The 22,789-nt window shown below is 59.2% G+C and carries 22 protein-coding genes; 8 read left to right on the forward strand and 14 right to left on the reverse strand.

Translation table 11 applies throughout. The features are described from left to right. Window positions 1-203: 203 nt before the first annotated feature. The 9 genes from msrQ to mrcB form a co-directional block, all read right to left on the reverse strand. Complete coding sequence (gene msrQ, locus IH404_RS23895) at window positions 204-824, reverse strand: protein-methionine-sulfoxide reductase heme-binding subunit MsrQ (protein ID WP_005791396.1); 621 nt, start codon at window positions 822-824, stop codon at window positions 204-206. After that, entirely contained in the window at window positions 824-1,837 is a 1,014-nt protein-coding gene (msrP, locus tag IH404_RS23900; protein ID WP_005791397.1) for a protein-methionine-sulfoxide reductase catalytic subunit MsrP, read from the reverse strand. Before msrP ends, msrQ begins: the two co-directional genes overlap by 1 nt. A gap of 63 nt (window positions 1,838-1,900) precedes the next feature. Further along, window positions 1,901-2,758 carry a CDP-diacylglycerol--serine O-phosphatidyltransferase gene (gene pssA, locus IH404_RS23905; protein ID WP_005791399.1) on the reverse strand — a complete coding sequence of 286 codons (858 nt, stop codon included), beginning with the start codon at window positions 2,756-2,758 and terminating at the stop codon, window positions 1,901-1,903. 144 nt (window positions 2,759-2,902) lie between these two features. Then, window positions 2,903-3,919: a ketol-acid reductoisomerase gene (gene ilvC, locus IH404_RS23910; RefSeq protein WP_003194132.1), complete on the reverse strand. Its 1,017-nt coding sequence runs from the start codon at window positions 3,917-3,919 to the stop codon at window positions 2,903-2,905. 47 nt (window positions 3,920-3,966) lie between these two features. Continuing rightward, on the reverse strand, window positions 3,967-4,458 hold the full coding sequence (gene ilvN, locus IH404_RS23915) for an acetolactate synthase small subunit (protein WP_003176102.1): 492 nt from the start codon (window positions 4,456-4,458) through the stop codon (window positions 3,967-3,969). A 2-nt stretch (window positions 4,459-4,460) separates the two neighbouring features. Then, window positions 4,461-6,185 (reverse strand): acetolactate synthase 3 large subunit, encoded by a 1,725-nt coding sequence (locus IH404_RS23920; RefSeq protein ID WP_005791407.1) that lies wholly within the window; start codon window positions 6,183-6,185, stop codon window positions 4,461-4,463. A gap of 431 nt (window positions 6,186-6,616) precedes the next feature. After that, window positions 6,617-6,946 carry a YqcC family protein gene (locus IH404_RS23925; protein WP_005791409.1) on the reverse strand — a complete coding sequence of 110 codons (330 nt, stop codon included), beginning with the start codon at window positions 6,944-6,946 and terminating at the stop codon, window positions 6,617-6,619. Next, a complete protein-coding gene (locus IH404_RS23930) occupies window positions 6,946-7,680 on the reverse strand; it encodes a tetratricopeptide repeat protein (protein ID WP_194439205.1) in 735 nt (244 codons plus the stop codon). Before IH404_RS23930 ends, IH404_RS23925 begins: the two co-directional genes overlap by 1 nt. A 16-nt stretch (window positions 7,681-7,696) precedes the next feature. Then, window positions 7,697-10,021 carry a penicillin-binding protein 1B gene (gene mrcB, locus IH404_RS23935; RefSeq protein ID WP_005791412.1) on the reverse strand — a complete coding sequence of 775 codons (2,325 nt, stop codon included), beginning with the start codon at window positions 10,019-10,021 and terminating at the stop codon, window positions 7,697-7,699. A 118-nt stretch (window positions 10,022-10,139) separates the two neighbouring features. On the opposite strand from mrcB, the gene IH404_RS23940 reads away from it, so the two are divergent. The 3 genes from IH404_RS23940 (at window position 10,140) to IH404_RS23950 (ending at window position 12,606) form a co-directional block, all read left to right on the forward strand. Further along, complete coding sequence (locus IH404_RS23940; protein ID WP_005791415.1) at window positions 10,140-11,696, forward strand: bifunctional aminoglycoside phosphotransferase/ATP-binding protein; 1,557 nt, start codon at window positions 10,140-10,142, stop codon at window positions 11,694-11,696. 90 nt (window positions 11,697-11,786) lie between these two features. After that, a complete protein-coding gene (locus IH404_RS23945) occupies window positions 11,787-12,131 on the forward strand; it encodes a pentapeptide repeat-containing protein (protein ID WP_005791416.1) in 345 nt (114 codons plus the stop codon). 202 nt (window positions 12,132-12,333) lie between these two features. Continuing rightward, the gene (locus IH404_RS23950; protein WP_005791418.1) at window positions 12,334-12,606 is read left to right on the forward strand and encodes a TfoX/Sxy family protein; all 273 of its coding nucleotides are present in this window, start codon (window positions 12,334-12,336) and stop codon (window positions 12,604-12,606) included. A gap of 243 nt (window positions 12,607-12,849) precedes the next feature. Here the strand turns inward: IH404_RS23950 and IH404_RS23955 are convergent, their stop codons facing one another. Genes IH404_RS23955 through IH404_RS23965 form a run of 3 tightly spaced genes read right to left on the reverse strand, consistent with a single transcriptional unit; the run spans window position 12,850 to window position 15,529 of the window. Next, on the reverse strand, window positions 12,850-13,617 hold the full coding sequence (locus tag IH404_RS23955; RefSeq protein WP_005791419.1) for a heme ABC transporter ATP-binding protein: 768 nt from the start codon (window positions 13,615-13,617) through the stop codon (window positions 12,850-12,852). Beyond that, window positions 13,617-14,600 carry an iron ABC transporter permease gene (locus IH404_RS23960; protein WP_194440710.1) on the reverse strand — a complete coding sequence of 328 codons (984 nt, stop codon included), beginning with the start codon at window positions 14,598-14,600 and terminating at the stop codon, window positions 13,617-13,619. The genes IH404_RS23955 and IH404_RS23960 overlap by 1 nt, the downstream gene beginning before the upstream one ends. A 50-nt stretch (window positions 14,601-14,650) precedes the next feature. Then, a complete protein-coding gene (locus IH404_RS23965; protein WP_005791423.1) occupies window positions 14,651-15,529 on the reverse strand; it encodes an ABC transporter substrate-binding protein in 879 nt (292 codons plus the stop codon). Between the two features lie 156 nt (window positions 15,530-15,685). Here IH404_RS23965 and IH404_RS23970 point away from each other — a divergent pair, with 156 nt between their 5' ends. Then, window positions 15,686-16,003, forward strand: coding sequence for a Rieske (2Fe-2S) protein (locus tag IH404_RS23970; protein WP_194439207.1), 318 nt, complete (start codon window positions 15,686-15,688; stop codon window positions 16,001-16,003). On the opposite strand, the gene sfsA is transcribed toward IH404_RS23970, so the two are convergent. Continuing rightward, entirely contained in the window at window positions 16,000-16,713 is a 714-nt protein-coding gene (gene sfsA, locus IH404_RS23975; RefSeq protein ID WP_005791427.1) for a DNA/RNA nuclease SfsA, read from the reverse strand. The genes IH404_RS23970 and sfsA overlap by 4 nt on opposite strands. Then, window positions 16,713-17,885, reverse strand: coding sequence for a pyridoxal phosphate-dependent aminotransferase (locus IH404_RS23980; protein ID WP_194439209.1), 1,173 nt, complete (start codon window positions 17,883-17,885; stop codon window positions 16,713-16,715). Before IH404_RS23980 ends, sfsA begins: the two co-directional genes overlap by 1 nt. A 319-nt stretch (window positions 17,886-18,204) precedes the next feature. Between IH404_RS23980 and dksA the strand changes: the two genes are divergently transcribed. From dksA to IH404_RS24000, 4 genes are all read left to right on the forward strand, one after another. Continuing rightward, entirely contained in the window at window positions 18,205-18,639 is a 435-nt protein-coding gene (gene dksA / locus IH404_RS23985) for an RNA polymerase-binding protein DksA (RefSeq protein ID WP_005791430.1), read from the forward strand. 82 nt (window positions 18,640-18,721) lie between these two features. Further along, on the forward strand, window positions 18,722-19,609 hold the full coding sequence (gene gluQRS / locus IH404_RS23990) for a tRNA glutamyl-Q(34) synthetase GluQRS (protein WP_005791432.1): 888 nt from the start codon (window positions 18,722-18,724) through the stop codon (window positions 19,607-19,609). Between the two features lie 62 nt (window positions 19,610-19,671). Then, window positions 19,672-19,848 (forward strand): hypothetical protein, encoded by a 177-nt coding sequence (locus IH404_RS23995; protein WP_003176118.1) that lies wholly within the window; start codon window positions 19,672-19,674, stop codon window positions 19,846-19,848. Then, a complete protein-coding gene (locus IH404_RS24000; protein WP_005791453.1) occupies window positions 19,832-22,786 on the forward strand; it encodes a sensor histidine kinase in 2,955 nt (984 codons plus the stop codon). Before IH404_RS23995 ends, IH404_RS24000 begins: the two co-directional genes overlap by 17 nt. Window positions 22,787-22,789: the final 3 nt, after the last annotated feature.

Raw genomic sequence — 22,789 nt, forward strand, 5'->3', positions numbered from 1 at the left:
ATCTCTCCGAAGCGGGAGGCGAATTCTACAGCGTTACACGCTGCTGTCAACACCTCTTTTTCAACTTCCTTTTGGCTTCGATGAACTGAAGCAACTTGCTATCGAAAACCACGTAACTCATTGTTTACCAAGGAGTTTTCCGTTTCGACTGCGCCGGAAGTGGGGCGAATTATAGGCTTCCAGAATCTGCCGTCAAGGGTTAATTACACTTTTGTGGCAGGAGGGGTCTTTTTAGCAATAAGGCGAGGGATTCGGCGCATCACCGGTGGCACCCGCAATAGAAGAAGCAGCGCACCAATGGAAGCGTAAACAGCCCACTCCTTCAGATCAGCCCGAACTATCCAGAGCATGTGCAGCAAACCCAGGCCCAGGATCACATAGGTCAAGCGATGCAACTTCTTCCAGCGGCTACCCAACCGACGCTGGCTATAGCGGTTGGATGTGGCAGCCAGCACCAATAGAGCCATAAACCCCAGCGCCCCCACAATTATGTAGGGCCGCTTGCGCAGTTCTACGCCGAGCTGCGACCAATCGAGCCCAAGGACGAACACGCAGTATGCCGCCAAATGCAGTACTACATAGGCGAAGCACCACAGCCCCAACTGCCGGCGTACCGCGATCCATCCTGCCCAACCGCTCAACTTCTGCAGCGGCGTCATCCCAAGCGTGATCAGCAGCAGGATCAACGTACCCAGCCCCAGGCGATCAACCAGCACTTTGCCCGGATCAGGCCCCAGGGCGAAACTCCATGCTTCATATAACCAGAGCAATGGCCAAACCGCCGCAGCTGTAAAGACTCCAATGCGCCAGATTTGAAAGCGCATCAGTAGTTCTTCCGCAGATCGAGACCTGTATATAAAGACGCGACCTCATCCGCGTAGCCATTGAACATCTGCGTATCGCGCACGTTCGGGCTGAACAGGCCACTGGGTAGACGTCGCTCCCGCGCCTGGGTCCACCGCGGATGATCGACCGTAGGGTTCACATTTGCGTAGAACCCATACTCATCAGCCGCAATGCTCTGCCAGGTGGTTTTCGGCTGCTCGCTGACAAGGCTGATCCGCACGATGGATTTGACACTTTTGAAGCCGTACTTCCACGGCACCACCAAGCGCAACGGCGCACCATTCTGATTAGGCAGCTCGCGCCCATACATACCTACGGCGAGAATCGCCAGCGGGTTCATCGCTTCGTCCAGACGCAGCCCTTCTACATAAGGCCAGTCAATCAAGCCGAAACTGGAGCGCTGCCCAGGCATGCTCTTCGGGTCCTGGAGGGTTTCAAAACGGATGTACTTCGCTTTGGAGGTAGGTTCAACCTGCTTGAGCAAGGCCGAGATCGGGAAACCGATCCACGGAATCACCATCGACCAGGCTTCAACGCAGCGCAATCGATAGATCCGTTCTTCCAGCTCATAGGGTTTCATGAAGTCTTCCAAGGCATAACGCCCAGGCTTGGCCACCTCACCATCGATCACAACACTCCACGGCTCGGTCTTGAGCGAACCTGCATTCGCCGCCGGGTCGCCCTTGTCGGTACCGAACTCATAAAAGTTGTTGTAGTGGGTTGCATCCTTGAACGGCGTGATCGCCTCGTCCTTGACCGTCACCGCCTGCCATTTCGTACCAGGAAGCTTCTCGGCAAACCAGTTGGGCGCCCTGCCCGCTTCGACATCGGCATAACGCGCCGCATCGCCCGCACGGGCCCAACGCGGCAAGCTACTGGCGGCAATACCGGCCAGCGCACCACCGAGCAAACTGCGACGAGAGAAATAGAGGGATTCAGGCGTGACATCCGATTCATGGCAATCGGACGCTTTGGGTAGTTTGATTAACATGGCAACTCCGCAGCATTGGAGAACTGATGCACCAATAGACTGCGGAGTATGGGGGAAATTACATTAAGGCAATGTTTTGTCCCGGCGCAGATGCAGCAAATACTGAATCGGACCAGAAGCGGCATAAACCAGGAACGCCAGCAGCAGAATCCGCGGCGGATCACTGAACACCACAGCAAACACAAGCACCACCACAAGGATCGCCACGAAAGGCACGCGCCCTTTGAGGTCCAGCTCCTTGAAGCTGTTGTACTTGATATTGCTGACCATCAGCATCCCGGCCGCCGCAACCATCAACGCTACCAGGAACGACATCTTCGACCCCTGGATACCGTAATCACTGAACGCCCAGACGATACCCGCCACGACGCCGGCGGCTGCCGGGCTGGCAAGCCCGATGAAGTAACGCTTGTCGGCAGTGCCCACCTGCGTATTGAAACGTGCCAGCCGCAACGCGGCACCGGCGACATAGATGAAGGCAACCATCCAGCCGACCTTGCCCATGTCACCCAATGCCCAGGCAAAAGCCAGCAGCGCAGGGGCGACACCAAAGGCAACCATGTCCGACAGCGAGTCGTACTCGGCACCGAAGGCACTTTGGGTGTTGGTCATACGCGCCACGCGACCATCCAGGCCGTCGAGCACCATGGCCACGAAAATTGCAATGGCGGCAAAACCGAAGTATTTGCTGGCACTCGCGGCATCACCGGCCGCCAGCGCACTCTGGGCGCTCATGGAATTGATGATGGAATAGAAGCCGGCAAACAGGTTTGCCGTGGTAAACAGGTTGGGCAGCAGATAGATGCCACGATGCCGGACCTTGCGGCCTTCGGCGTCATGCCCTTCTTCGACATGTTCATCGATCGGCAGCATGCTTTCGGCGTCGGAAGCCTGATTTGGCTCTTCGGGACGTTCGCTCATGGACTTTACCTTGCAACGGTGTGAAAAAATTCGACAGATACTTGCGGCGAGTGTTCGCCCGCAAACGATGCAGCTTTATACCAGAACCGACCCCTCAAACGAAAAAACGCGGCCTAAGCCGCGTTTTCCCTTGATGCGTACGACTTAGTTCTTGGCTTTGTCAACGATCTTGTTGGCACCGATCCACGGCATCATGGAGCGCAGTTGCTCGCCGATGACTTCGATACCGTGAGCGGCGTTGTTACGGCGCTTGGCGGTCATCGAAGGGTAGCCGGTAGCGCCTTCGCTGATGAACATTTTGGCGTATTCGCCGTCCTGAATACGTTTCAGGGCGTTGCGCATGGCCTGGCGGGACTCGGCGTTGATCACTTCCGGACCGGTCACGTACTCGCCGTACTCGGCGTTGTTGGAGATCGAGTAGTTCATGTTGGCGATACCGCCTTCGTACATGAGGTCAACGATCAGCTTCAGTTCGTGCAGGCATTCGAAGTAGGCCATTTCCGGCGCATAGCCAGCTTCAACCAAGGTTTCGAAACCGGCCTTGACCAGCTCAACGGTACCACCGCACAGAACGGCTTGCTCGCCGAACAGGTCGGTTTCAGTCTCGTCCTTGAACGTGGTTTCGATGATGCCGGTACGACCGCCACCGACGCCAGCAGCGTAGGACAGTGCAACGTTCTTGGCGTTGCCCGACGCGTCCTGGTAGATCGCGATCAGGTCAGGGATACCACCGCCTTTGACGAACTCGGAACGCACGGTGTGGCCCGGCGCTTTCGGCGCGATCATGATCACGTCGAGGTCAGCGCGCGGCACAACCTGGTTGTAGTGAATCGCGAAACCGTGGGAGAAGGCCAGGGTAGCGCCCTTCTTGATGTTCGGCTCGATTTCGTTCTTGTACAGCGAGGACTGGAACTCGTCCGGGGTCAGGATCATGACCAGGTCGGCAGCCGCTACGGCGGAAGCAACGTCGGTCACTTTCAGGCCGTGGGCTTCAGCCTTGGCAACAGTAGCCGAACCTTTGCGCAGGCCAACGGTGACGTCCACGCCGGAATCTTTCAGGTTGCACGCTTGTGCGTGGCCCTGGGAACCGTAGCCGATGATGGCGACTTTCTTGCCCTGGATGATCGACAGGTCACAATCTTTATCGTAATAAACTTTCATGAGGTTCCTCTATATATCCAGGCCGTAAGGCCATTCGCTAATTTGGGTTAGATGCTGAGTACTTTGTCGCCACGGGCAATCCCGGTGACACCACTGCGTACGGTTTCCAGAATCGAGGCCGTCCCGATCGACTGGATGAAGCTGTCCAGCTTGTCGCTTGTACCGGTCAGTTGAACGGTATAAACGCTGGCGCTCACATCGACGATCTGCCCGCGATAAATATCGGTAGTGCGCTTGATCTCGGCACGCTGGGCACCCGTGGCCTTGACCTTGACCAGCATCAGTTCGCGCTCGATGTGGGCGCTTTCCGACAGGTCGACCAGCTTGACCACTTCGATCAGCTTGTTGAGGTTCTTGGTGATCTGCTCGATCACCTCATCGTGACCAACAGTGGTCAACGTCAGGCGCGACAGGGTCGGGTCTTCGGTCGGCGCCACGGTCAGGCTTTCGATGTTGTAGTTGCGTTGCGAAAACAGGCCGACAACACGGGACAAGGCGCCGGGCTCGTTCTCCAGAAGCAGGGAGATAATATGCCGCATGATTAAGTACGCTCCGTCTTGTTCAGCCACATGTCGCGCATGGAGCCGTCTTTGATTTGCATCGGATAGACGTGCTCGCTGGTATCGACCTGAATATCGATGAACACCAGGCGGTCTTTCATGGCGAACGCTTCTTCCATCTTCGGCTTCAGATCTTTCAAATCAGTGATGCGAATGCCGACGTGGCCATAGGCTTCAACCAACTTGATGAAATCCGGCAACGATTCCATGTAGGAATGGGAGTGACGGCTACCGTAGCTCATGTCCTGCCATTGACGAACCATGCCGAGCACGCCGTTGTTCAAGCAGACGATCTTCACTGGAAGACCGTATTGCAGGCACGTCGACAGCTCCTGGATGTTCATCTGGATGCTGCCTTCGCCGGTGACGCAGGCAACGTCGGCATCCGGGAAGCTCAGTTTCACACCCATGGCCGCAGGGAAACCAAAGCCCATCGTGCCCAGGCCACCGGAGTTGATCCAGCGGTTAGGCTTGTCGAACTTGTAGTACTGCGCCGCGAACATCTGGTGCTGGCCCACGTCGGAGGTTACAAAGGCGTCGCCCTTGGTCACTTCGCACAGGGTTTCGATCACGGTTTGTGGCTTGATGATGCTGCCGTCGCCCTTGTCATAAGGGAACAGGCCGCGATCACCACGCCATTCGTCAATCTGCTTCCACCAGCTGGCAACGGATTCCTTGTTCGGCGCCTCGCCGATGTCCTTGAGCGCTGCGACCATTTCGGTCAACACACTCTCCACCGGCCCCACGATCGGCACATCGGCCTTGATGGTCTTGGAGATGGACGCCGGGTCGATGTCGATATGGATGATCTTGGCATTCGGGCAAAATTTGCTCGCACCATTGATCACACGGTCATCGAACCGCGCGCCCACGGCCAGGATCACGTCAGCGTGGTGCATGGTCAGGTTGGCGGTGTAGCTGCCGTGCATACCGAGCATACCGACGAACTGGCGGTCCGTACCGGGGAATGCGCCGAGGCCCATCAGGGTGTTGGTCACCGGCAGGTTGAGCAGCTTGGCCAGTTCGGTCAGCGGAGCGGAACCGCCGCCCAGAATCACGCCACCGCCGGAGTACAACACGGGGCGCTTGGCCGCCAGGAGCATTTCTGCCGCCTTGCGGATTTGCCCCGAGTGCCCGCGGACGGCCGGGCTGTAGGAACGCAGCTTGGCTTTCTTGGGGAAGATGTATTCGAATTTTTCGGCCGGGTTGGTCATGTCTTTCGGGATATCGACCACCACAGGGCCCGGGCGACCGGACTGTGCGAGGTAGAACGCCTTTTTCATGACTTCCGGGATTTCCGACGCGTGCTTGATCATGAAGCTGTGTTTCACGATCGGGCGGGAAATACCGATCATGTCGGTTTCCTGGAAAGCGTCAGTGCCGACCATGGTGCTTGGCACCTGGCCAGAAATGATCACCATCGGGATGGAGTCCATATACGCAGTCGCAATACCGGTAATGGCATTGGTTGCGCCTGGGCCAGACGTTACCAGTACCACACCGGCTTTACCGGTGGCACGGGCGTAACCGTCAGCCATATGGGTCGCGGCCTGTTCGTGGCGAACCAGGATGTGGGTAACAGCCGGTTCCTTGAACAGTGCGTCGTAGACATGCAGCAGAGCACCACCTGGGTACCCGTAGATATAGTCGACGCCTTCGTCACGCAAAAAGCGGACGAGCATCTCACCGCCAGATAAAAGCTCCACGTTGTTCACCTCTAAAACGCCAGAATACCGTCCGTTAAAAACCGACGGGTCTTAATAGGTTTACTTCTCAACAGAGCATGAGCGACGGTGGTCGCCGACTACGTCAGCACTGACTGAGCAAGTATTGGGATCGTCCCAAGTGTTGCGGGCTTTTCCCACCCAGCGCGAGGTAACGCGTTGCGGGTGTTACAGGTCGGCGCGGGTGTGCGCCTCATGATCTGCTGAGCGGGCCTGCTTCTGGCAGTCCCGATACAGCGGACTTTGGATTCTTCTGTTTCAGGCCCTTCAAGTCAAGCAATAATTGCGCTTTTTTCCAACTAAGCGCATGAGAACGTAGAAGAAAGGGCTTTGAGGAGGGATAAAACTCGCCTGAATGTCGTCAAGCGGTAGAAATGTGCGCAAGACTGCCGAAAAACCCGGCAGTCAGGCAATTAACGAGCGTCGACGATCAATTGATCGAACTTTTTCAGCGCGTTACGCAAGCCGAGGCTCTGTAACGGTCGGTCGGCATAGACCATCTCGGCCATTTCCAGGATCCCCGATGCATTCGGCAAGGGCAGGTCCTGTTCAAGGATCTGCTTCATGCGTACCAGGAAGATCCATTGCAGCCACTGGTGGAAGTCCAGGGTATCGACTGAAAAGGGTTCGACACTGCTGAGCGCTTCAGCACCGGGGGACTCTTCATCCCACCAGCCCTGCACGCGCAGTTCTCGCTCGATCAGCAATAGCTGTTCGGCAATCGCTGGGAAACGTGCATCCATCAGAGGCTGACCTTGGCTTTCTGTCGCGACTGGGCGGCACCCGCTGCATCGCCCTGGGCGGCACGCGCATCACCGATCAAGGCCCAAAGGCTGGCTTGCAGGTCTGGACGGCCATTGGCCAGGCTCAGGCCACGGCGAGCGAATTGCTCGGCCTGGGGCGCATCGCCCTGGGCCATGCGCACCTGGGCCAGGCGATACAGCACTTGTGGCTCACGCGGCGCCACGCGCTGGGCACGTTCAAGGCTCGACGAGGCGCCATTCAAATCGCCACCCGCCTGCTGCTGCTGAGCGGTGGTGAGCAGCGCCAGCACCGGGCCATCGAGTTGTTCGTCAGCCGACAACCCGCCCGCATTGGACGATGACGGAATACCGCTCAGCGTCGAAGGCATGTTGTAGGTGCCCTGGTTGACCGGCGCGGTTTGAATCGGCGTGGCGTTAACCGGCCCGGAAGTGCTCGGGCCTGGGGTCCATGGCTCGGCACTGATAGGCGCCGAGGTTGCAGCACCACTGCCGGGCACCATCACCACGACGCCGGAGTCCTGGGGAATTGCCTGGGTTGCAGCTTGGGCAGGCCGCTTGACCACGGTCTGGCGGAAGCCGCCATTGGCCGAAATGCGGTCGTTATTGGAGACGGACGTGCTTGAGTCCACCACAGGGATGGAGCCGCGCTGCACGCTGGAGCAACCGCCGAGCAAAGCCAGAGCCGTAATTGCTGGAATCCACAACTTGTTCACTTGAAACCCTCTTTGCTTAATTCATCCAGCCCTTGACCCAATCCATCACCGAATCCGCGTCAGCAGGGGCACTGCCACCGCACGCAGGGCCGGGTGGTGGTTCGCTGCCGCGAATATACGGCATCTGCACCGCCCCCGGACAGTTGGCATCAGAGCCCTGGCCGGTGTGCGGATCAATCCAGGCCTGCACGATATTGTCCGGCTGGGGCATGTTGAGCGGCAACGGGTCAGCCTTGCGCATGAAACTGGTCCATACCTGCAGTGCGCCGGTCGCACCGGTAAACGGCGTCTTGCCGTTATCGTCACGCCCCAGCCACACCACGGCCAATACATCCTGGCCGAAACCCGCAAACCAGCTGTCACGCGAGTCGTTACTGGTACCGGTCTTGCCCGCCAGCGTCAGGTTCGACGGCAGCACGCTGTACACCGAGCGCCCTGTACCCTCACGCATCACACGCTGCATGGCGTTCTGGATCAGGTAGATAGAGCCCGCGTCAAAACGCTGCTGGATCTGGAACGGGTAGCGCTTGAGCGGTTCGCCTTCGGCGGTCAGCACACTGCGGATCCCGCGCATCGGTGTATTGAAGCCACCGTTGGCGAGGGTCTGGTACATGGTCGCCACTTCCATCGGGGTCATGGCCGCAGCGCCCAGAAGCATGGACGGGAATGCAGGGAACTCACGCTCCACCCCCAGTCGCGCAATGGTTTTCAGGACATTTGGCACACCGACCTCAAGCCCCAGGCGCGAGGTGGAAATATTGTAGGAATGCGCCAGCCCCTGATACAGGAACACCGTGCCGTGGGAACGGCGATCGAAGTTCTTCGGCGTCCATACCTGGCCATTCGCGCCTTTGACCGACAACGGGTCATCCGACAGCCAACTGGTCAGCGTGTACTTGCTGGGTTTTTCCAACGCACTCAAGTAGACCGCAGGCTTGACCAGCGAGCCAATCGGCCGCACGGCGTCCAGTGCGCGGTTGAAGCCGGCGAAACTGGCCTGGCGGCTGCCGATCATGGCCTGGACTTCACCGGTTTCCGGGTTGGTCACGACCATGGCGGCTTCGACTTCATCCGAGCCTTTACGGCCGGTCAGGCGTTTGAAGGTGTCGTTGACGGACGCCTCGGCCTTCATCTGCAGGATCGGGTCGAAGCTGGTGAAAATCCGCAAGCCCTCTTCGGTCAAGTCTTCGTCGCGGTAGTCTTCACGTAACTGGCGCTTGACCAGATCGATAAAGCCGGGGAACGAGCTATCAGCCAACTTGCCGCGAGTGGTCACACCCAACGGCATTTTCTTCGCGGCGGCCACTTGCTCAGCCGTGGCGACACCCTGCTGCTCCAATACATCGAGTACCAGGTTGCGACGTTCGAGCGCACGCTCCGGGTTGCGACGCGGATTGTAATAGGACGGCCCCTTGACCATGCCCACCAGCAGCGCGACCTGATGCAACTTCAACTCGGATAACGGTTGCCCAAAGAAGAACTGGCTGGCCAAACCGAAACCGTGCACCGCGCGCTGGCCATCCTGACCGACGAAGACCTCGTTGAGGTACGCCTCAAGGATTTCCTGCTTGCTGTAATGCAGCTCCAGCAACATCGCCATCATGGCTTCGGTGAGTTTACGGGTGAGACTGCGCTCGTTGGTCAGGTAGAAGTTCTTGACCAATTGTTGCGTGAGCGTACTGCCGCCCTGGGTCATCTTGCCACCGGAGGTGTTGACCCAGACAGCGCGGGCAATCGACTTCGGCGAAACGCCCCAATGGCTGTAGAAATCGCGGTCTTCGACCGCCACAAGGGTTTCCAGCAAATAAGGCGGTACCTGATCAAGCTTGATCAGGATGCGATCTTCAAGGTTTTTCGGATAAATACCGCCAATCATCAACGGTTCCAGGCGCACTACCGGCAGCTTGGAGCCATTGAGCGAGGACAATTCAGCCACATAGTCGCCGGAGAAACGCACGCGTACCGGCTGGGCTTTTTCCAGGCCTTCGTAGAACTGGAACCCACGGGTATTCAGGTCGACGGTGTTGCCGCTGACGGCTGCGGCGCCGGGGCCATTACTCACAGGTTCGCGGCGATAGCCCAGTGCGTCGAGCTCGGTAAGGAAGTCTTCCTTGCTCAGCTTCTGGCCGGAGAACAGTTCCAGCGGGCGTGCATACACCTTGGCCGGAATCGTCCAGCGCTTGCCGGAGAATTTTTCCTGCACCACGGCATCGAGGTACACCGCAAAGCCGGCGACCACCACAAGGCCAACCAGGCCCAGCTTGAGCGCCCAGCCCAACCAGGGGCGCAAGCTGCGGGAAGGAGGTTTTTTACGGGAACGGGGAGATCGGGTTCGAGTCATGGCGGCGGATTATACGCACTTTATTGATGATCAACATGAGCCGGACAGCGGTTTGCACGACTGGCATCAGCAGCCATAATGGCCACCATGATTTCTCCCAGACTTTGAAGGATCGCCCGTGAGCCAGTCCCTGATCGCAGCCCTGCAAAACCCGGCTTTATACCCTCATCCGGTTGAAGCATTTCAAGTCATCGAGACCCATATTTCCTGGGTGGTTCTGACAGGTCCCTATGCTTACAAATTGAAGAAACCGATGAACTTCGGATTTCTGGATTTCACCGACCTGGAAAAACGTGGCCACTTCTGCAATGAGGAGCTGCGTCTCAACCAGCGCTTGACCAAAGATTTGTATCTTGAAGTGTTGCCGATTACCGGCACTGCCGACGCGCCGCAGTTGGGCGGCGACGGCCCGGTCATCGAGTACGCACTGAAAATGCGCCAGTTCCCGCAAAGCCAGATGCTCAGCACCCTGCAAGCCAACAGCGAACTGACCAACGCCCACATCGACGAGATGGCCAGGCAGATTGCGCACTTTCACCTCACTGCCCCCAAGGTCCCGCAAGAGCACCCGGCCGGCACGCCGGATGAAGTCATGGCGCCGGTACGCCAGAACTTCGACCAGATTCGCCCGTTCCTCAGCGACAAAGCCGACCTGACTCAACTTGAGGCCCTGCAAGCCTGGGCCGAAAGCAGCTTCGAGCGCCTCAAGCCACTGCTTGAACAACGCAAGCTCGATGGTTTCACTCGCGAATGCCACGGTGACATCCACCTGGGCAACGCCACCCTGATTGACGGCCACGTCGTGATCTTCGACTGCATCGAGTTCAACGAGCCTTTCCGCTTTACCGATGTTTACGCCGATACCGCCTTCCTCGCCATGGACCTTGAAGACCGTGGGCTCAAGTCTCTGGCGCGCCGCTTCATCAGCCAGTACCTGGAACTGACCGGCGACTATCAAGGCCTGGAAGTGCTGAATTTCTATAAAGCCTACCGTGCGCTGGTACGTGCAAAGGTTGCGCTGTTCAGTATGCCGAGCGAGGCAAGCCCGGTGCAGCGCGCCACTACCCTGCGCCAGTACCGCAACTACGCCAACCTGGCGGAAAGCTACAGCACCATTCCGTCGCGCTTTCTGGCAATCACCCATGGTGTTTCAGCGGTGGGCAAGAGCCATGTAGCCATGCGCCTGGTCGAGGCCCTGGGCGCCGTACGCCTGCGTTCGGATGTGGAGCGCAAGCGTCTGTTTGGCGAGCAGCAGGTCGAAAACGCGCCACAGGCCGGCATCTACAATCAGGACGCCAGCATTGCCACCTATACACGCTTGAACGAAATTGCCGAGACCGTACTGCGCGCCGGTTACCCGGTGGTGCTGGATGCGACCTTCTTGAAACGCGCTCAACGTGATGCGGCAGCCCAGATCGCCGAAGCCACCGGCGCGCCATTCCTGATCCTCGATTGCAACGCACCTCAAGCGGTTATCAGCAGTTGGCTGGCACAACGTCAGGCGGATCAAAACGATCCGTCCGACGCAACGCTGAGCGTTATCCAAGAGCAGCAAGCCAGTCGTGAGCCGTTGACGGCGCAAGAGCTGTTGCTGAGCAAGCGCGTGGAAACCAATGAAAGCGGAACGCTGGATGCGTTGGTCGCGCATATTCGCCAGCGCCTCCCGGGCTTGTAAGCAATATTTCCTGGTCGCGTCGCCCACATGGCGCACGACCCGGCAATATAGCCACTATAATGACATCACCACCTAACAGGAGTCGCTATCGTGAGTCAGCCCAAGCTTCTTGATACCCCGCTCTATGCGCTCCTGCACAAGGATGACATCCGCGGATTCAACCAGCAGCGCCCTCAAGACGGCACCATCGACATGCGCGGTGGCGACTTCCGAGGGCTGGACCTGCGAGATCTGAACGCCGCAGGTGTTGACTTCACCGACGCCTATTTTCGCTCTGCCGACTTGCGCGGCCTGGATTTACGCGACTGCTCGCTGGAAGGCGCCAGCCTGGCCCACGCGCAGATTTCCGGCACTTACTTCCCACCCGAGCTCACGGCTGACGAGATCCTGATGTCAGTCAACTTCGGCACTCGCCTGCGCTACCGCACCAAGTAATCCACCTTCTGAACCCCGGCGTCGCCTCAAGCGTGCCGGGCGTTTCACGCCTGCCCGTCAGCTAAAGCATCGCCACATTCTTATAAGCTTTTCAGCCGTTCCTGCCCAAAGAACTGCGTTTTTCCTACTGAGCGCTACACTCATTTTCAGGCTGCCTGGTCACGATACCCACCGCACCATTCGGCCGTCGCAAGGAGGCTTGATGAACGATGAGCTGCAACACCTGAAAAACCTCGGCAAGACATCAGCGCAGTGGCTGCATGCGGTGGGTATCCACAGCGCGTCTGACTTGCGCCGCCTGGGCGCGGTCGATGCTTACCGAGCCGTACGGACTCGCGGCTTCCGAGCTTCGAAAGTTCTGCTGTACGCCATTGAAGGCGCATTGATGGATGTGCACTGGAACGACCTCCCATCTGAACGCAAGGAGGCGCTGAACCGCCAGTTGGATGCCCTGTCAGCGCGGCAGAAAAACTAGATCGGCCCTCAAGCCCAATGTTTACAAGTATTACAAACGAGCGTTTGAGAAAAACTGGATGAGCAGATAAAACAATAGTTGACTCTCAAATGAGAATCGTTATGATTATCACAACTGGTCGCGAGATCAGCCGATAACTGAAAGACCATTGGTTCGGACTCTCAGATTATCTCCTCATCAGGCTAATCACGGTTATTTGACCCGGCTCTTGCCGGGTCTTTTTTTGCCTGCAAATTACTGATTTCAGCGCGCAATGATCAGCGGATGCCCCCGCTCCGGATGCGGTTGTACCAGCACATCCAGACCAAATACAGCCTTGAGTGGCTCAGGTTGCAGGACTGTTGCGGGCCTATCCAGAGCATGAGGGCGTCCGCCTTCCAGCAGCAGGATCCGGTCGCAGTAACGCGCCGCCAGGTTCAAGTCATGCAGGATAACCAGCACCGCAGCCCCCTTGTCGGCAAAGCTGCGAATCGCCTGCAAGGTGGTGTGCTGGTGCAGGGGATCGAGCATCGACGTTGGCTCGTCCAACAACAACGTTTGCCCCGCCTCACCTGGCCATAACTGCGCCAACACCCGCGCCAGGTGCACCCTTTGTCGCTCGCCGCCCGACAAGGCCAGGTAACTGCGGCCACTCAGGTGGCCCACATCGGCCGCGTGCAGCGCCGCGCGGATAATTTGATCGTCGCGCACTCGCCCGGTCTGATGAGGCAAGCGTCCCATGCCCACCACCTCTTCGACACGAAAGGCGAAGTCCAGGGTGGAAGTCTGTGGCAACACCGCCAGACGCTGGGCACGTTGCACCCCTCCCAGACTCTTCAATTCTTGCTGGTCCAACCAGATCTTGCCCTCGTCAGGCGACAACTCCCCGCACAGCGCTCCGAGCAAGGTACTTTTGCCCGCACCATTGGGCCCCAGCACACCCAACACTTCGCCCGGCAGCAGGTCCAAGGTGACATCGGACAACACGGTTTTACCACCGCGCCGAATCTGCAACGCTTCTACCCGCAGCATCAGGCGCGCCCTCGTAACAATAAATAGAGGAAAAATGGCGCACCGATAAATGCAGTGACAATACCGATCGGCAGTTCCGCCGGCGCCAACGCCAAGCGCGCCACCAGGTCGGCAAACAACAGCAGGCTCGCCCCCGCCAGCACTGACGCCGGTAACAACACCCGATGATCCGGCCCCGCCAGCAGCCGCACCAGATGTGGCACCACCAAACCGACAAAACCAATCATGCCCGCAGCCGCCACGGCTGCGCCAACGCCTAGGGCCGTGCAGAACACTAACTCGCGCTTGAGCCGTTCAACATCAATGCCCAGATGATTGGCCTCCGACTCACCCAGCAGCAATGCGTTCAGCGCTTTCGCCCGGCGCGGCAACCACAGCGCCACGCCAGCGCTTACCAACAGCAACGGCCACAACCGCGAATAGCTCGCGCCGTTGAGGCTGCCCAGGTTCCAGAACGTCAGGGTGCGCAAGGTGGCATCGTCGGCCAGATAGGTAAACAGCCCCACCGTTGAGCTGGCCAGTGCCGTCAGCGCGATACCTGCAAGCAGCATCGTCGCGACATTGGTCTGGCCATTGCGACGCCCCAACCGGTAGACCAGTGCGGTAACGCCCAGCCCCCCCAGAAATGCGCACAGCGACAACAAATAGGGACCGAACGCATCCGGCAGCCCACCGAAGAACGAACCGCCGACAATCGCCACCGCTGCCCCCAACGCCGCACCGCTGGACACACCCACCAACCCAGGATCGGCCAGCGGGTTGCGAAACAACCCCTGCATCGCCACGCCCGACAACGCAAGGACACCGCCGACGGCCAGCCCCAAGAGGGTCCGCGGCAGGCGAATCTGCCCCAGGATCAATTCAGCCTGCTCCAACCCCGCCGCCTCAATCGGCACACCCAGTAGCCTTAACGCGGCTCTGAGCGTATCAATCAACGGCAAGCTGACCGGTCCGAGGGCCAATGAAAGCCAGATCGCCAACACACACAGCAGCGACAGGCCAATAAACAGTGTCTTGGGCTTAAGCAGCGTGGTCATGGGGCCGATTTAGTCTGGGACGGATAAAAACCAGCGGACAGTTTCACCAGGTTTTCTGGCAATCGCGGCCCCAGGCCACCCACCAGCAAGGTCGGATCCAGCTCAAACACTCGCCCACGCTTGGCTGCCGGTGTCGACGCGAGAATCGGGTTTTCCTTGAACAAGGCTGCGCGCGCCGCATCACCGGTCAGCGCGCGATCGGCAAACACCAGCACATCAGGACTCAACCCCGCCAAAGACTCGACTGAAAAGGGCTTATAGCCCGAGTGCGTGGCCAGGTTACGACCGCCGGCCTGCTGCAATATCCAATCGGCGGCCGTGTCCTTACCCGCGATCAGCGGCTTGCCACCGGCATGGCCCAGCAACAACAGCACGCCCGGAGCCTTTTGCGCCGCCTGGGCCTTGGTCACCCAGCTTTTTTGCTGCTCCAGCGCCTGCCCGTATTTGGCAAACAGTGCGTCTGCCCGGGTCTCACTGCCCAGCAGTTTTCCCAAGTGTTCAAGGTTGCCCTTCAATGTCGACAGATCCGGCCGGGCCGAAAACATCTCGACCTGCACGCCGGCATTGCGAATCTGCGCCAGTACCGGCGGCGGCCCCATTTCCTCAGTGCCCACAAGGATTTGCGGGCGCAGGCTGAGAATGCCTTCAGCCGACAGCTGCCGCTGGTAGCCAATGCTCGGCAACGCCTTGAGCGACTGCGGATGCTGGCTGGTGGTGTCGACCCCGACCAATTTCGATTCGCCGCCCAAAGCCGTCACCCATTCTGATAGCGCCCCTCCTGCACTGACCCAGCGTTGTGGCAGTTCAGAGGCGTGTGCCCCGTGGTTGACCAGCAATGAGACAACAAGCGCAATAGCGCTGGTACTCAGGCGCATAACAGGGTTTCCTTCCTAGGGCAGGGCCATTCAGGCACTCATCAATGTGACAGAACATTGCTGCCGGACATCGTATTAAGCACCCAGTCAGCTGACGGGCGAAGCGGCCATTTGATAATTGTTTGCATTTGAACGTCAAGGCACTTAAGGATTGAAATGAAGTTTCTCTGCCCCTCAAGCGACCTCGCACCCAACAGCAGCCGCGGTTTTGATATCGATGGCCATAAACTGCTGGCCGTGCGCCGAGACGGCATTGCCTACTTTTATCGCAACCGCTGCCCCCATCGCGGCATCCCGCTGGAATGGCAGCCCGACCGCTTCCTCGACGCCAGCGCCAGCCTGATCCAATGCGCCACCCATGGCGCCCTGTTCCTGATCGAGAACGGCGAGTGCATCGCCGGCCCGTGCGCAGGCCAAAGTCTCACCGCCCTGCCCGGCCATGAGGATGAACAAGGCTTGTGGGTAGAACTCTAGTCGCCCAACAACACTTTCAGTCGACGCTCGACATACATCTCTTGCGGTGTGACCCGCACGCCGTAAGCCAGCACCTCCACACCCGCGGCCTTGGCCTCGCGTAACGCCGCAGCGTAACCGGCGTCAATTTCCACCGCTGGGCGAACCGCATCGATGCCCGACAAATTCACGCAATACAACTGCACCGCCCGCACACCTTCACGCGCCAGGTGAGCCAGTTCGCGCAAGTGCTTGGCACCGCGCTGCGTCACTGCATCAGGAAAAGCCGCCACCGAGGTTGCGTCAAAACCCAGGGTGACGCTTTTGACCTCCACGAAGGCGGCGCCCTGTGGGTAATCCAGGCGAAAGTCAATGCGGCTCTTCTCCTGACCGTAAGGCACTTCACGCTTGAGCGCCGTAAAGCCATTGAGTTCAGTGATCACGCCAGCCAGCAGCGCCTCTTCAACCAGCTGATTGGCCCGCGCGGTGTTGACGCACGCCAGCCGGCCCTGAGGCGTTTCGGCAATTTCCCAGGTGCCTGGCAACTTGCGCTTGGGGTCCGAGGACCGGCTGAACCAGACCTGACCACCTTCGACCATGCAATTGAGCATCGAGCCGGTGTTCGGGCAATGGATGGTGAGCAACTCGCCGGTAACGGTTTCGATATCGGTGAGAAAACGCTTGTAGCGGCGGATCAGCCGCCCTTCTTCAAGAGGAGGATAAAAGCGCATCAGCCTTGCCAGCTCCGCAGGCCACGAGCGATGCGTTCCACCGCATCTTGCAGCCGGTCAATATTTTGCGTGTAGGCAAAACGCACATGGTGGCCCGCTTGATAACGACCGAAATCCAGCCCGGGCGTAAAAGCCACGTGCTCGGTCTCCAGAAAGTGACGGCAGAACGCGAAGGCATCGCCGCCGAACGCGCTGATATCGGCATACAAATAGAACGCCCCTTCCGGCTCCACGGCGATACCGAATCCAAGCTCACGCAAGGCCGGCAGCAGAAAGTCACGACGCCGGCCGAATTCGGCGCGGCGCTCTTCAAGAATGCTCAGGGTCTGCGGGGTAAAACAGGCCAAGGCAGCGTACTGGGCCATGCTCGGCGCACTGATGTAGAGGTTCTGCGCCAGTTTCTCCAATTCGCTGATCGCAGCAGGAGGCGCTATCAGCCAACCGAGGCGCCAGCCGGTCATGCCGAAATACTTCGAAAAACTATTCAAGACGAAGGCGTCATCGTCGACTTCCAGCACGCTGGCGGCATCGGTGCCGTAGGTGAGGCCGTGGTAGATCTCGTCCACTACCAAGTGGCCGTTACGCGCTTTGACTGCACTCGACAAGCCTGCCAGTTCGTCCCTTGTGAGGACTGTGCCGGTAGGATTGGCCGGGGACGCAACCAGCGCGCCCACGCTGTCCTGATCCCAATGCCTGGCGACCAGATCGGCGGTCAACTGATAGCGGACCTCAGGCCCTACCGGCACCAATTGCGCCGCGCCCTCTACCAATCGCAGAAAGTGTCGATTGCAGGGGTAGCCTGGGTCAGCCAGCAGCCAGTGCTTGCCAGGGTCGACCAGCAAGCTGCTGGCCAACAGCAACGCGCCGGAGCCACCGGGCGTAATCAGGATACGCTCGGGATCGACGCTCAAGCCGTAGCGCTGCTGGTAAAACCCGCTGATGGCCTCGCGCAACTCGGGCACCCCACGGGCAGCCGTGTAGCGCGTCTTGCCATTGGCCAACGCAGCCTGGCCGGCCTGGATGATCGGCTCGGCGGTGGTAAAGTCCGGTTCGCCGATTTCCAGATGGATCACGTCGTGGCCGGCAGCCTGCAGTTCATTGGCGCGTGCCAGCAACGCCATGACATGAAAAGGTTCGATGGCGCGACTGCGCGCACTGTAGGGCTGAGCCATTAGCCTTCCTTAACGGTGAGGACAAAATCAGGATTCTACCGAACCCTCGCGGTAAAACATGCTCTATTGCCTGATTGGGGCTGCAAGTGCACCCTGCGCACGCTCGTAAAACAGCTAAAATCAACATTCGAGGCGATACATACCCAGTCATGGCGGGCTGCTGCAGTTTGCAACCCCTTTGCCCTGGAGCTCGACAACCGGGAGTAGCGCACCCTGAATCTATCTGGTAAGTTCGCCCGCTTGCAGCCGCAGGGCCGGCAGGTGTCGGTGACGTTGCAATCCTGCGCAATGGATTAGAAGAGTGAGAGGCGGTCTATTCATGTCCACCCAAGCAAAGCAACAGAGCATCAGCGGTTTCCAGCCCTACGTTGAATCCAAGGGCGAGGAATACATGGGCAAGCCCATGCGCGAGCACTTCTCCAAAATCCTGAAGCAGTGGAAGCAGGACTTGATGCAGGAAGTCGACCGCACGGTTGACCATATGAAGGACGAAGCAGCCAACTTCCCGGACCCGGCAGACCGTGCCAGCCAGGAAGAGGAATTCGCCCTTGAACTGCGCGCTCGTGATCGCGAACGCAAGTTGATCAAGAAGATCGACAAGACCCTGCAATTGATCGAAGACGAAGAGTATGGCTGGTGCGAATCCTGCGGCGTCGAGATCGGTATTCGCCGCCTCGAAGCCCGCCCGACTGCGGACCTGTGCGTAGACTGCAAGACCTTGGCTGAAATCAAGGAAAAACAGGTCGGCAAGTAACCCTGCCGAGCTGAACGAATGGGGCGTGCAAACGCCCCATTTTTGTTTCTGGCGTTTACCGGTTTTGCAGTAGTATCCGCCCATGACAGCCTCTACCTATATCGGGCGTTTCGCCCCCACGCCCAGCGGCCATTTGCACTTCGGTTCCCTGGTTGCCGCCCTCGCCTCCTACCTCGACGCACGCGCCCAACATGGCCGCTGGTTGATGCGCATGGAAGACCTTGACCCTCCCCGTGAAGAGCCCGGCGCCCAGGCAGCGATCCTGCATGCCCTGGAACGCTACGGCTTTGAGTGGGATGGCGAGCTGGTTCGGCAGAGCGAGCGGCATGACGCCTACGCCAAAGTGCTGAATGACCTGTTCAACCATGGCCTGGCCTATGCCTGCACATGCTCGCGCAAGCAACTGGAACCCTACAACGGGATTTACCCAGGCTTGTGCCGCAATGCCGGCCACGACCAGCAGGATGCTGCCATCCGTCTGCGTGTACCCGAACTGGAATACCACTTTACCGACCGCGTGCAGGGCGAGTTCCGACAGCATCTGGGCCGCGACGCCGGCGACTTCATCATCCGGCGCCGCGACGGCCTCTACGCCTATCAGTTGGCCGTGGTCCTCGACGATGCCTGGCAAGGGGTTACCGATATCGTGCGCGGCGCGGACCTGCTGGACTCCACACCGCGCCAGCTTTACCTGCAAGAACTGCTCGGCCTGCGCCAGCCACGTTACCTGCATGTACCGCTGATTGTGCAACCGGACGGCAACAAACTGGGCAAATCCTACCGTTCCCCACCATTGACCACCGACCAGGCCACGCCCTTGCTGCTTCGCGCACTGCGCGCCCTCGGCCAGCCAGCCGGTAACGAACTGCTTTACGCAAGCCCACGAGAACTGCTGGATTGGGGCATTACGCACTGGGACGCGACGCAGATCCCGCGCACACTCACGCTGGCCGAAGCGCAATTGAGTTGAAGGCGCTTGCAGGTTGCCCGCCATCCGTTACCATCGCCGCAGATTTTTAATCAGAGGCCAATATGTACATCTATCGATTGGTCCTGTTGCTGGTCGTCGGGATCTACCTGTTCTCCCCCGCCATCATGGATTGGTGGATCGACGCCACGGGTGCCTGGTATCGCCCTTATCTGCTGTGGCTGATCCTGATCGTCGTGACCTTCATCCTGCAGAGCCAAAAAGATGCCGATGAGCTTTAGCCTCACCCAGATGCTGCTGATCAGCGCCGCCTACCTGGCTGCGTTGTTCGGCGTGGCCTGGATCAGTGAGCGCGGAATGATTCCGCGGGCGATCATTCGCCATCCGCTGACCTACACCTTGTCCCTGGGCGTGTACGCCAGCGCCTGGGCGTTCTACGGTACGGTGGGCCTGGCCTATCAGTACGGCTACGGTTTTCTGTCCAGTTACCTGGGGGTGTCCGGTGCGTTCCTGCTGGCGCCGGTGTTGCTGTACCCGATCCTGAAAATCACTCGTACCTACCAGTTATCATCCCTGGCGGACCTGTTTGCCTTCCGCTTTCGCAGTACCTGGGCCGGTGCGCTGACCACGATTTTCATGCTGATCGGCGTACTGCCGTTGCTGGCCCTGCAGATTCAAGCAGTGGCAGACTCCATCAGCATCCTGACCCGCGAACCCGTGCAACACCGTGTTGCCCTGGCTTTCTGTGCACTGATCAGCCTGTTCACAATTTTCTTCGGCTCGCGCCATATTGCTACCCGCGAGAAACACGAAGGCTTGGTGTTCGCAATTGCCTTTGAGTCGGTCATCAAGCTGATCGCCATCGGCGGCGTCGGCCTGTATGCGCTCTACGGCGTATTTGACGGCCCGCAACAGCTGGAGCTGTGGCTGCTGCAAAACCAGACTGCCCTCGCCGCCCTGCACACACCCTTGCAGGAAGGCCCGTGGCGCACGCTGCTGTTGGTGTTCTTCGCCTCGGCGATCGTAATGCCGCACATGTACCACATGACCTTCACCGAAAACCTCAACCCACGCTCACTGGTGAGTGCGAGCTGGGGCTTGCCGCTGTTTCTGTTACTGATGAGCCTGGCGGTGCCGTTGATCCTGTGGGCCGGCCTGAAACTGGGAGCCACCACCAACCCTGAGTATTTCACCCTGGGCATCGGCATTGCCGCCAACAGCCCGGCGTTGGCACTGCTGGCATATGTTGGCGGTTTGTCGGCGGCCAGTGGATTGATCATTGTCACCACGCTGGCACTCTCGGGCATGGCACTCAACCACTTGGTGCTGCCGCTGTACCAGCCGCCGGCTGAAGGCAATATCTACCGCTGGTTGAAATGGACCCGCCGTGCGCTGATCGTCGCGATCATTACCGCCGGCTACGGGTTCTACCTGCTGCTCGGCGCCGGGCAAGACCTGGCCAACCTTGGCATTGTCGCGTTTGTCGCCACCTTGCAGTTCCTGCCGGGGGTGTTGTCGGTGCTGTACTGGCCGACCGCCAACCGCCGTGGTTTTATCGCCGGGCTGCTGGCGGGGATCCTGGTGTGGATCGTCACCATGTTGCTACCACTGGTCGGCAACTTGCAGGGCTTCTACATCCCGTTGCTGAACATGATTTACGTGCTCGACGACACCAGTTGGCACATGGCGGCTATTGCCTCGCTGGCCGCCAACGTACTGATGTTCACTTTGATCTCACTGTTCACCAACGCCAGCGCCGAAGAAACCAGCGCCGCCGAAGCCTGCGCAGTGGACAACGTGCGTCGCCCGCAACGCCGCGAGCTGCACGCAGCCTCGCCCCAGGAGTTTGCCACGCAACTGGCCAAGCCTCTGGGCGCCAAGGCGGCGCAAAAGGAGGTCGAGCAAGCACTGCGTGACCTCTACCTGCCGTTCGACGAGCGTCGCCCCTATGCCCTGCGCCGTCTGCGTGACCGTATCGAGGCCAACCTCTCCGGCCTGATGGGCCCCAGCGTGTCCCAGGACATGGTCGAAACCTTCCTGCCCTACAAGGCGGGCGGCGAAAACTACGTGACCGAAGACATTCATTTCATCGAAAGCCGGCTGGAGGATTACCACTCGCGCCTCACCGGCCTGGCCGCCGAACTCGATGCCTTGCGCCGTTATCACCGCCAGACCTTGCAGGAACTGCCGATGGGTGTCTGTTCCCTGGCCAAGGACCAGGAAATCCTGATGTGGAACAAGGCCATGGAAGAACTCACCGGCATCGCCGCGCAGCGGGTAGTGGGCTCGCGCCTCAATACCCTGGCCGATCCGTGGAAAGAACTGCTTCAGGGGTTTATCAACCTGCCCGACGAGCATTTGCACAAGCAGCACCTGGCCCTCGACGGCCAGACCCGCTGGCTCAACCTGCACAAAGCCGCCATTGATGAGCCCCTGGCCCCCGGTAACAGCGGCCTGGTTTTGCTGGTGGAAGACCTCACCGACACACAGATGCTCGAAGACAAGCTGGTGCATTCCGAGCGCCTGGCCAGTATTGGTCGTCTCGCAGCCGGCGTGGCCCACGAAATCGGCAACCCGATCACCGGTATCGCCTGCCTGGCGCAGAACCTGCGCGAAGAGCGCGAGGAAGACGGTGAAATCACCGAAATCAGCGGGCAGATCCTTGAACAGACCAAGCGTGTTTCGCGCATTGTGCAGTCGCTGATGAGCTTCGCCCACTCCGGCGCGCATCAAAACCAGGACGAAGCGGTATGCCTGGCCGAGGTCGCGCAGGACGCCATTGGGCTTCTGGCCTTGAATCGGCGCAATTTCGAAGTACAGTTCTTTAATCTGTGTGATCCGGAACATTGGGTCGATGGCGACTCGCAACGCCTGGCCCAAGTGCTGATCAACCTGCTGTCCAACGCACGCGATGCATCGCCGGCCGGCAGTGCTGTGCGCGTCAAGAGCGAGGCTTTCGAGCACACGGTCGACCTGATCGTGGAGGACGAAGGCAGCGGCATCCCACAGAACATCATGGACCGATTGTTCGAACCCTTCTTCACCACCAAGGACCCCGGTGAAGGTACCGGTCTGGGCCTTGCACTGGTCTATTCCATCGTTGAAGAGCATTATGGACAAATCACCATCGACAGCCCGGCTGACACCGAAAGCCAACGCGGCACCCGTATCCGGGTGACCTTGCCGCGTCATGTCGAAGCGACGTCCGCTGTGAACTGAGAC

This window comes from Pseudomonas sp. OST1909 (assembly GCF_015277575.1).
GTDB classification, from domain to species: Bacteria; Pseudomonadota; Gammaproteobacteria; order Pseudomonadales; family Pseudomonadaceae; genus Aquipseudomonas; species Aquipseudomonas synxantha_A.

Excerpts from the sequence above, each read along its gene's own strand:
- ilvN (WP_003176102.1), bottom strand. The coding sequence starts at position 4,458 with ATGCGGCATATTATCTCCCTGCTTCTGGAGAACGAGCCCGGCGCCTTG.
- dksA (WP_005791430.1), top strand. The coding sequence starts at position 18,205 with ATGTCCACCCAAGCAAAGCAACAGAGCATCAGCGGTTTCCAGCCCTAC.
- pssA (WP_005791399.1), bottom strand. The coding sequence starts at position 2,758 with ATGAGCGAACGTCCCGAAGAGCCAAATCAGGCTTCCGACGCCGAAAGC.
- IH404_RS23965 (WP_005791423.1), bottom strand. The coding sequence starts at position 15,529 with ATGCGCCTGAGTACCAGCGCTATTGCGCTTGTTGTCTCATTGCTGGTC.
- IH404_RS23995 (WP_003176118.1), top strand. The coding sequence starts at position 19,672 with ATGTACATCTATCGATTGGTCCTGTTGCTGGTCGTCGGGATCTACCTG.
- msrP (WP_005791397.1), bottom strand. The coding sequence starts at position 1,837 with ATGTTAATCAAACTACCCAAAGCGTCCGATTGCCATGAATCGGATGTC.
- IH404_RS23955 (WP_005791419.1), bottom strand. The coding sequence starts at position 13,617 with ATGCTGCGGGTAGAAGCGTTGCAGATTCGGCGCGGTGGTAAAACCGTG.
- ilvC (WP_003194132.1), bottom strand. The coding sequence starts at position 3,919 with ATGAAAGTTTATTACGATAAAGATTGTGACCTGTCGATCATCCAGGGC.
- IH404_RS23950 (WP_005791418.1), top strand. The coding sequence starts at position 12,334 with ATGAACGATGAGCTGCAACACCTGAAAAACCTCGGCAAGACATCAGCG.
- IH404_RS23980 (WP_194439209.1), bottom strand. The coding sequence starts at position 17,885 with ATGGCTCAGCCCTACAGTGCGCGCAGTCGCGCCATCGAACCTTTTCAT.
- IH404_RS23925 (WP_005791409.1), bottom strand. The coding sequence starts at position 6,946 with ATGGATGCACGTTTCCCAGCGATTGCCGAACAGCTATTGCTGATCGAG.
- msrQ (WP_005791396.1), bottom strand. The coding sequence starts at position 824 with ATGCGCTTTCAAATCTGGCGCATTGGAGTCTTTACAGCTGCGGCGGTT.
- mrcB (WP_005791412.1), bottom strand. The coding sequence starts at position 10,021 with ATGACTCGAACCCGATCTCCCCGTTCCCGTAAAAAACCTCCTTCCCGC.
- gluQRS (WP_005791432.1), top strand. The coding sequence starts at position 18,722 with ATGACAGCCTCTACCTATATCGGGCGTTTCGCCCCCACGCCCAGCGGC.
- IH404_RS23970 (WP_194439207.1), top strand. The coding sequence starts at position 15,686 with ATGAAGTTTCTCTGCCCCTCAAGCGACCTCGCACCCAACAGCAGCCGC.
- IH404_RS24000 (WP_005791453.1), top strand. The coding sequence starts at position 19,832 with ATGCCGATGAGCTTTAGCCTCACCCAGATGCTGCTGATCAGCGCCGCC.
- sfsA (WP_005791427.1), bottom strand. The coding sequence starts at position 16,713 with ATGCGCTTTTATCCTCCTCTTGAAGAAGGGCGGCTGATCCGCCGCTAC.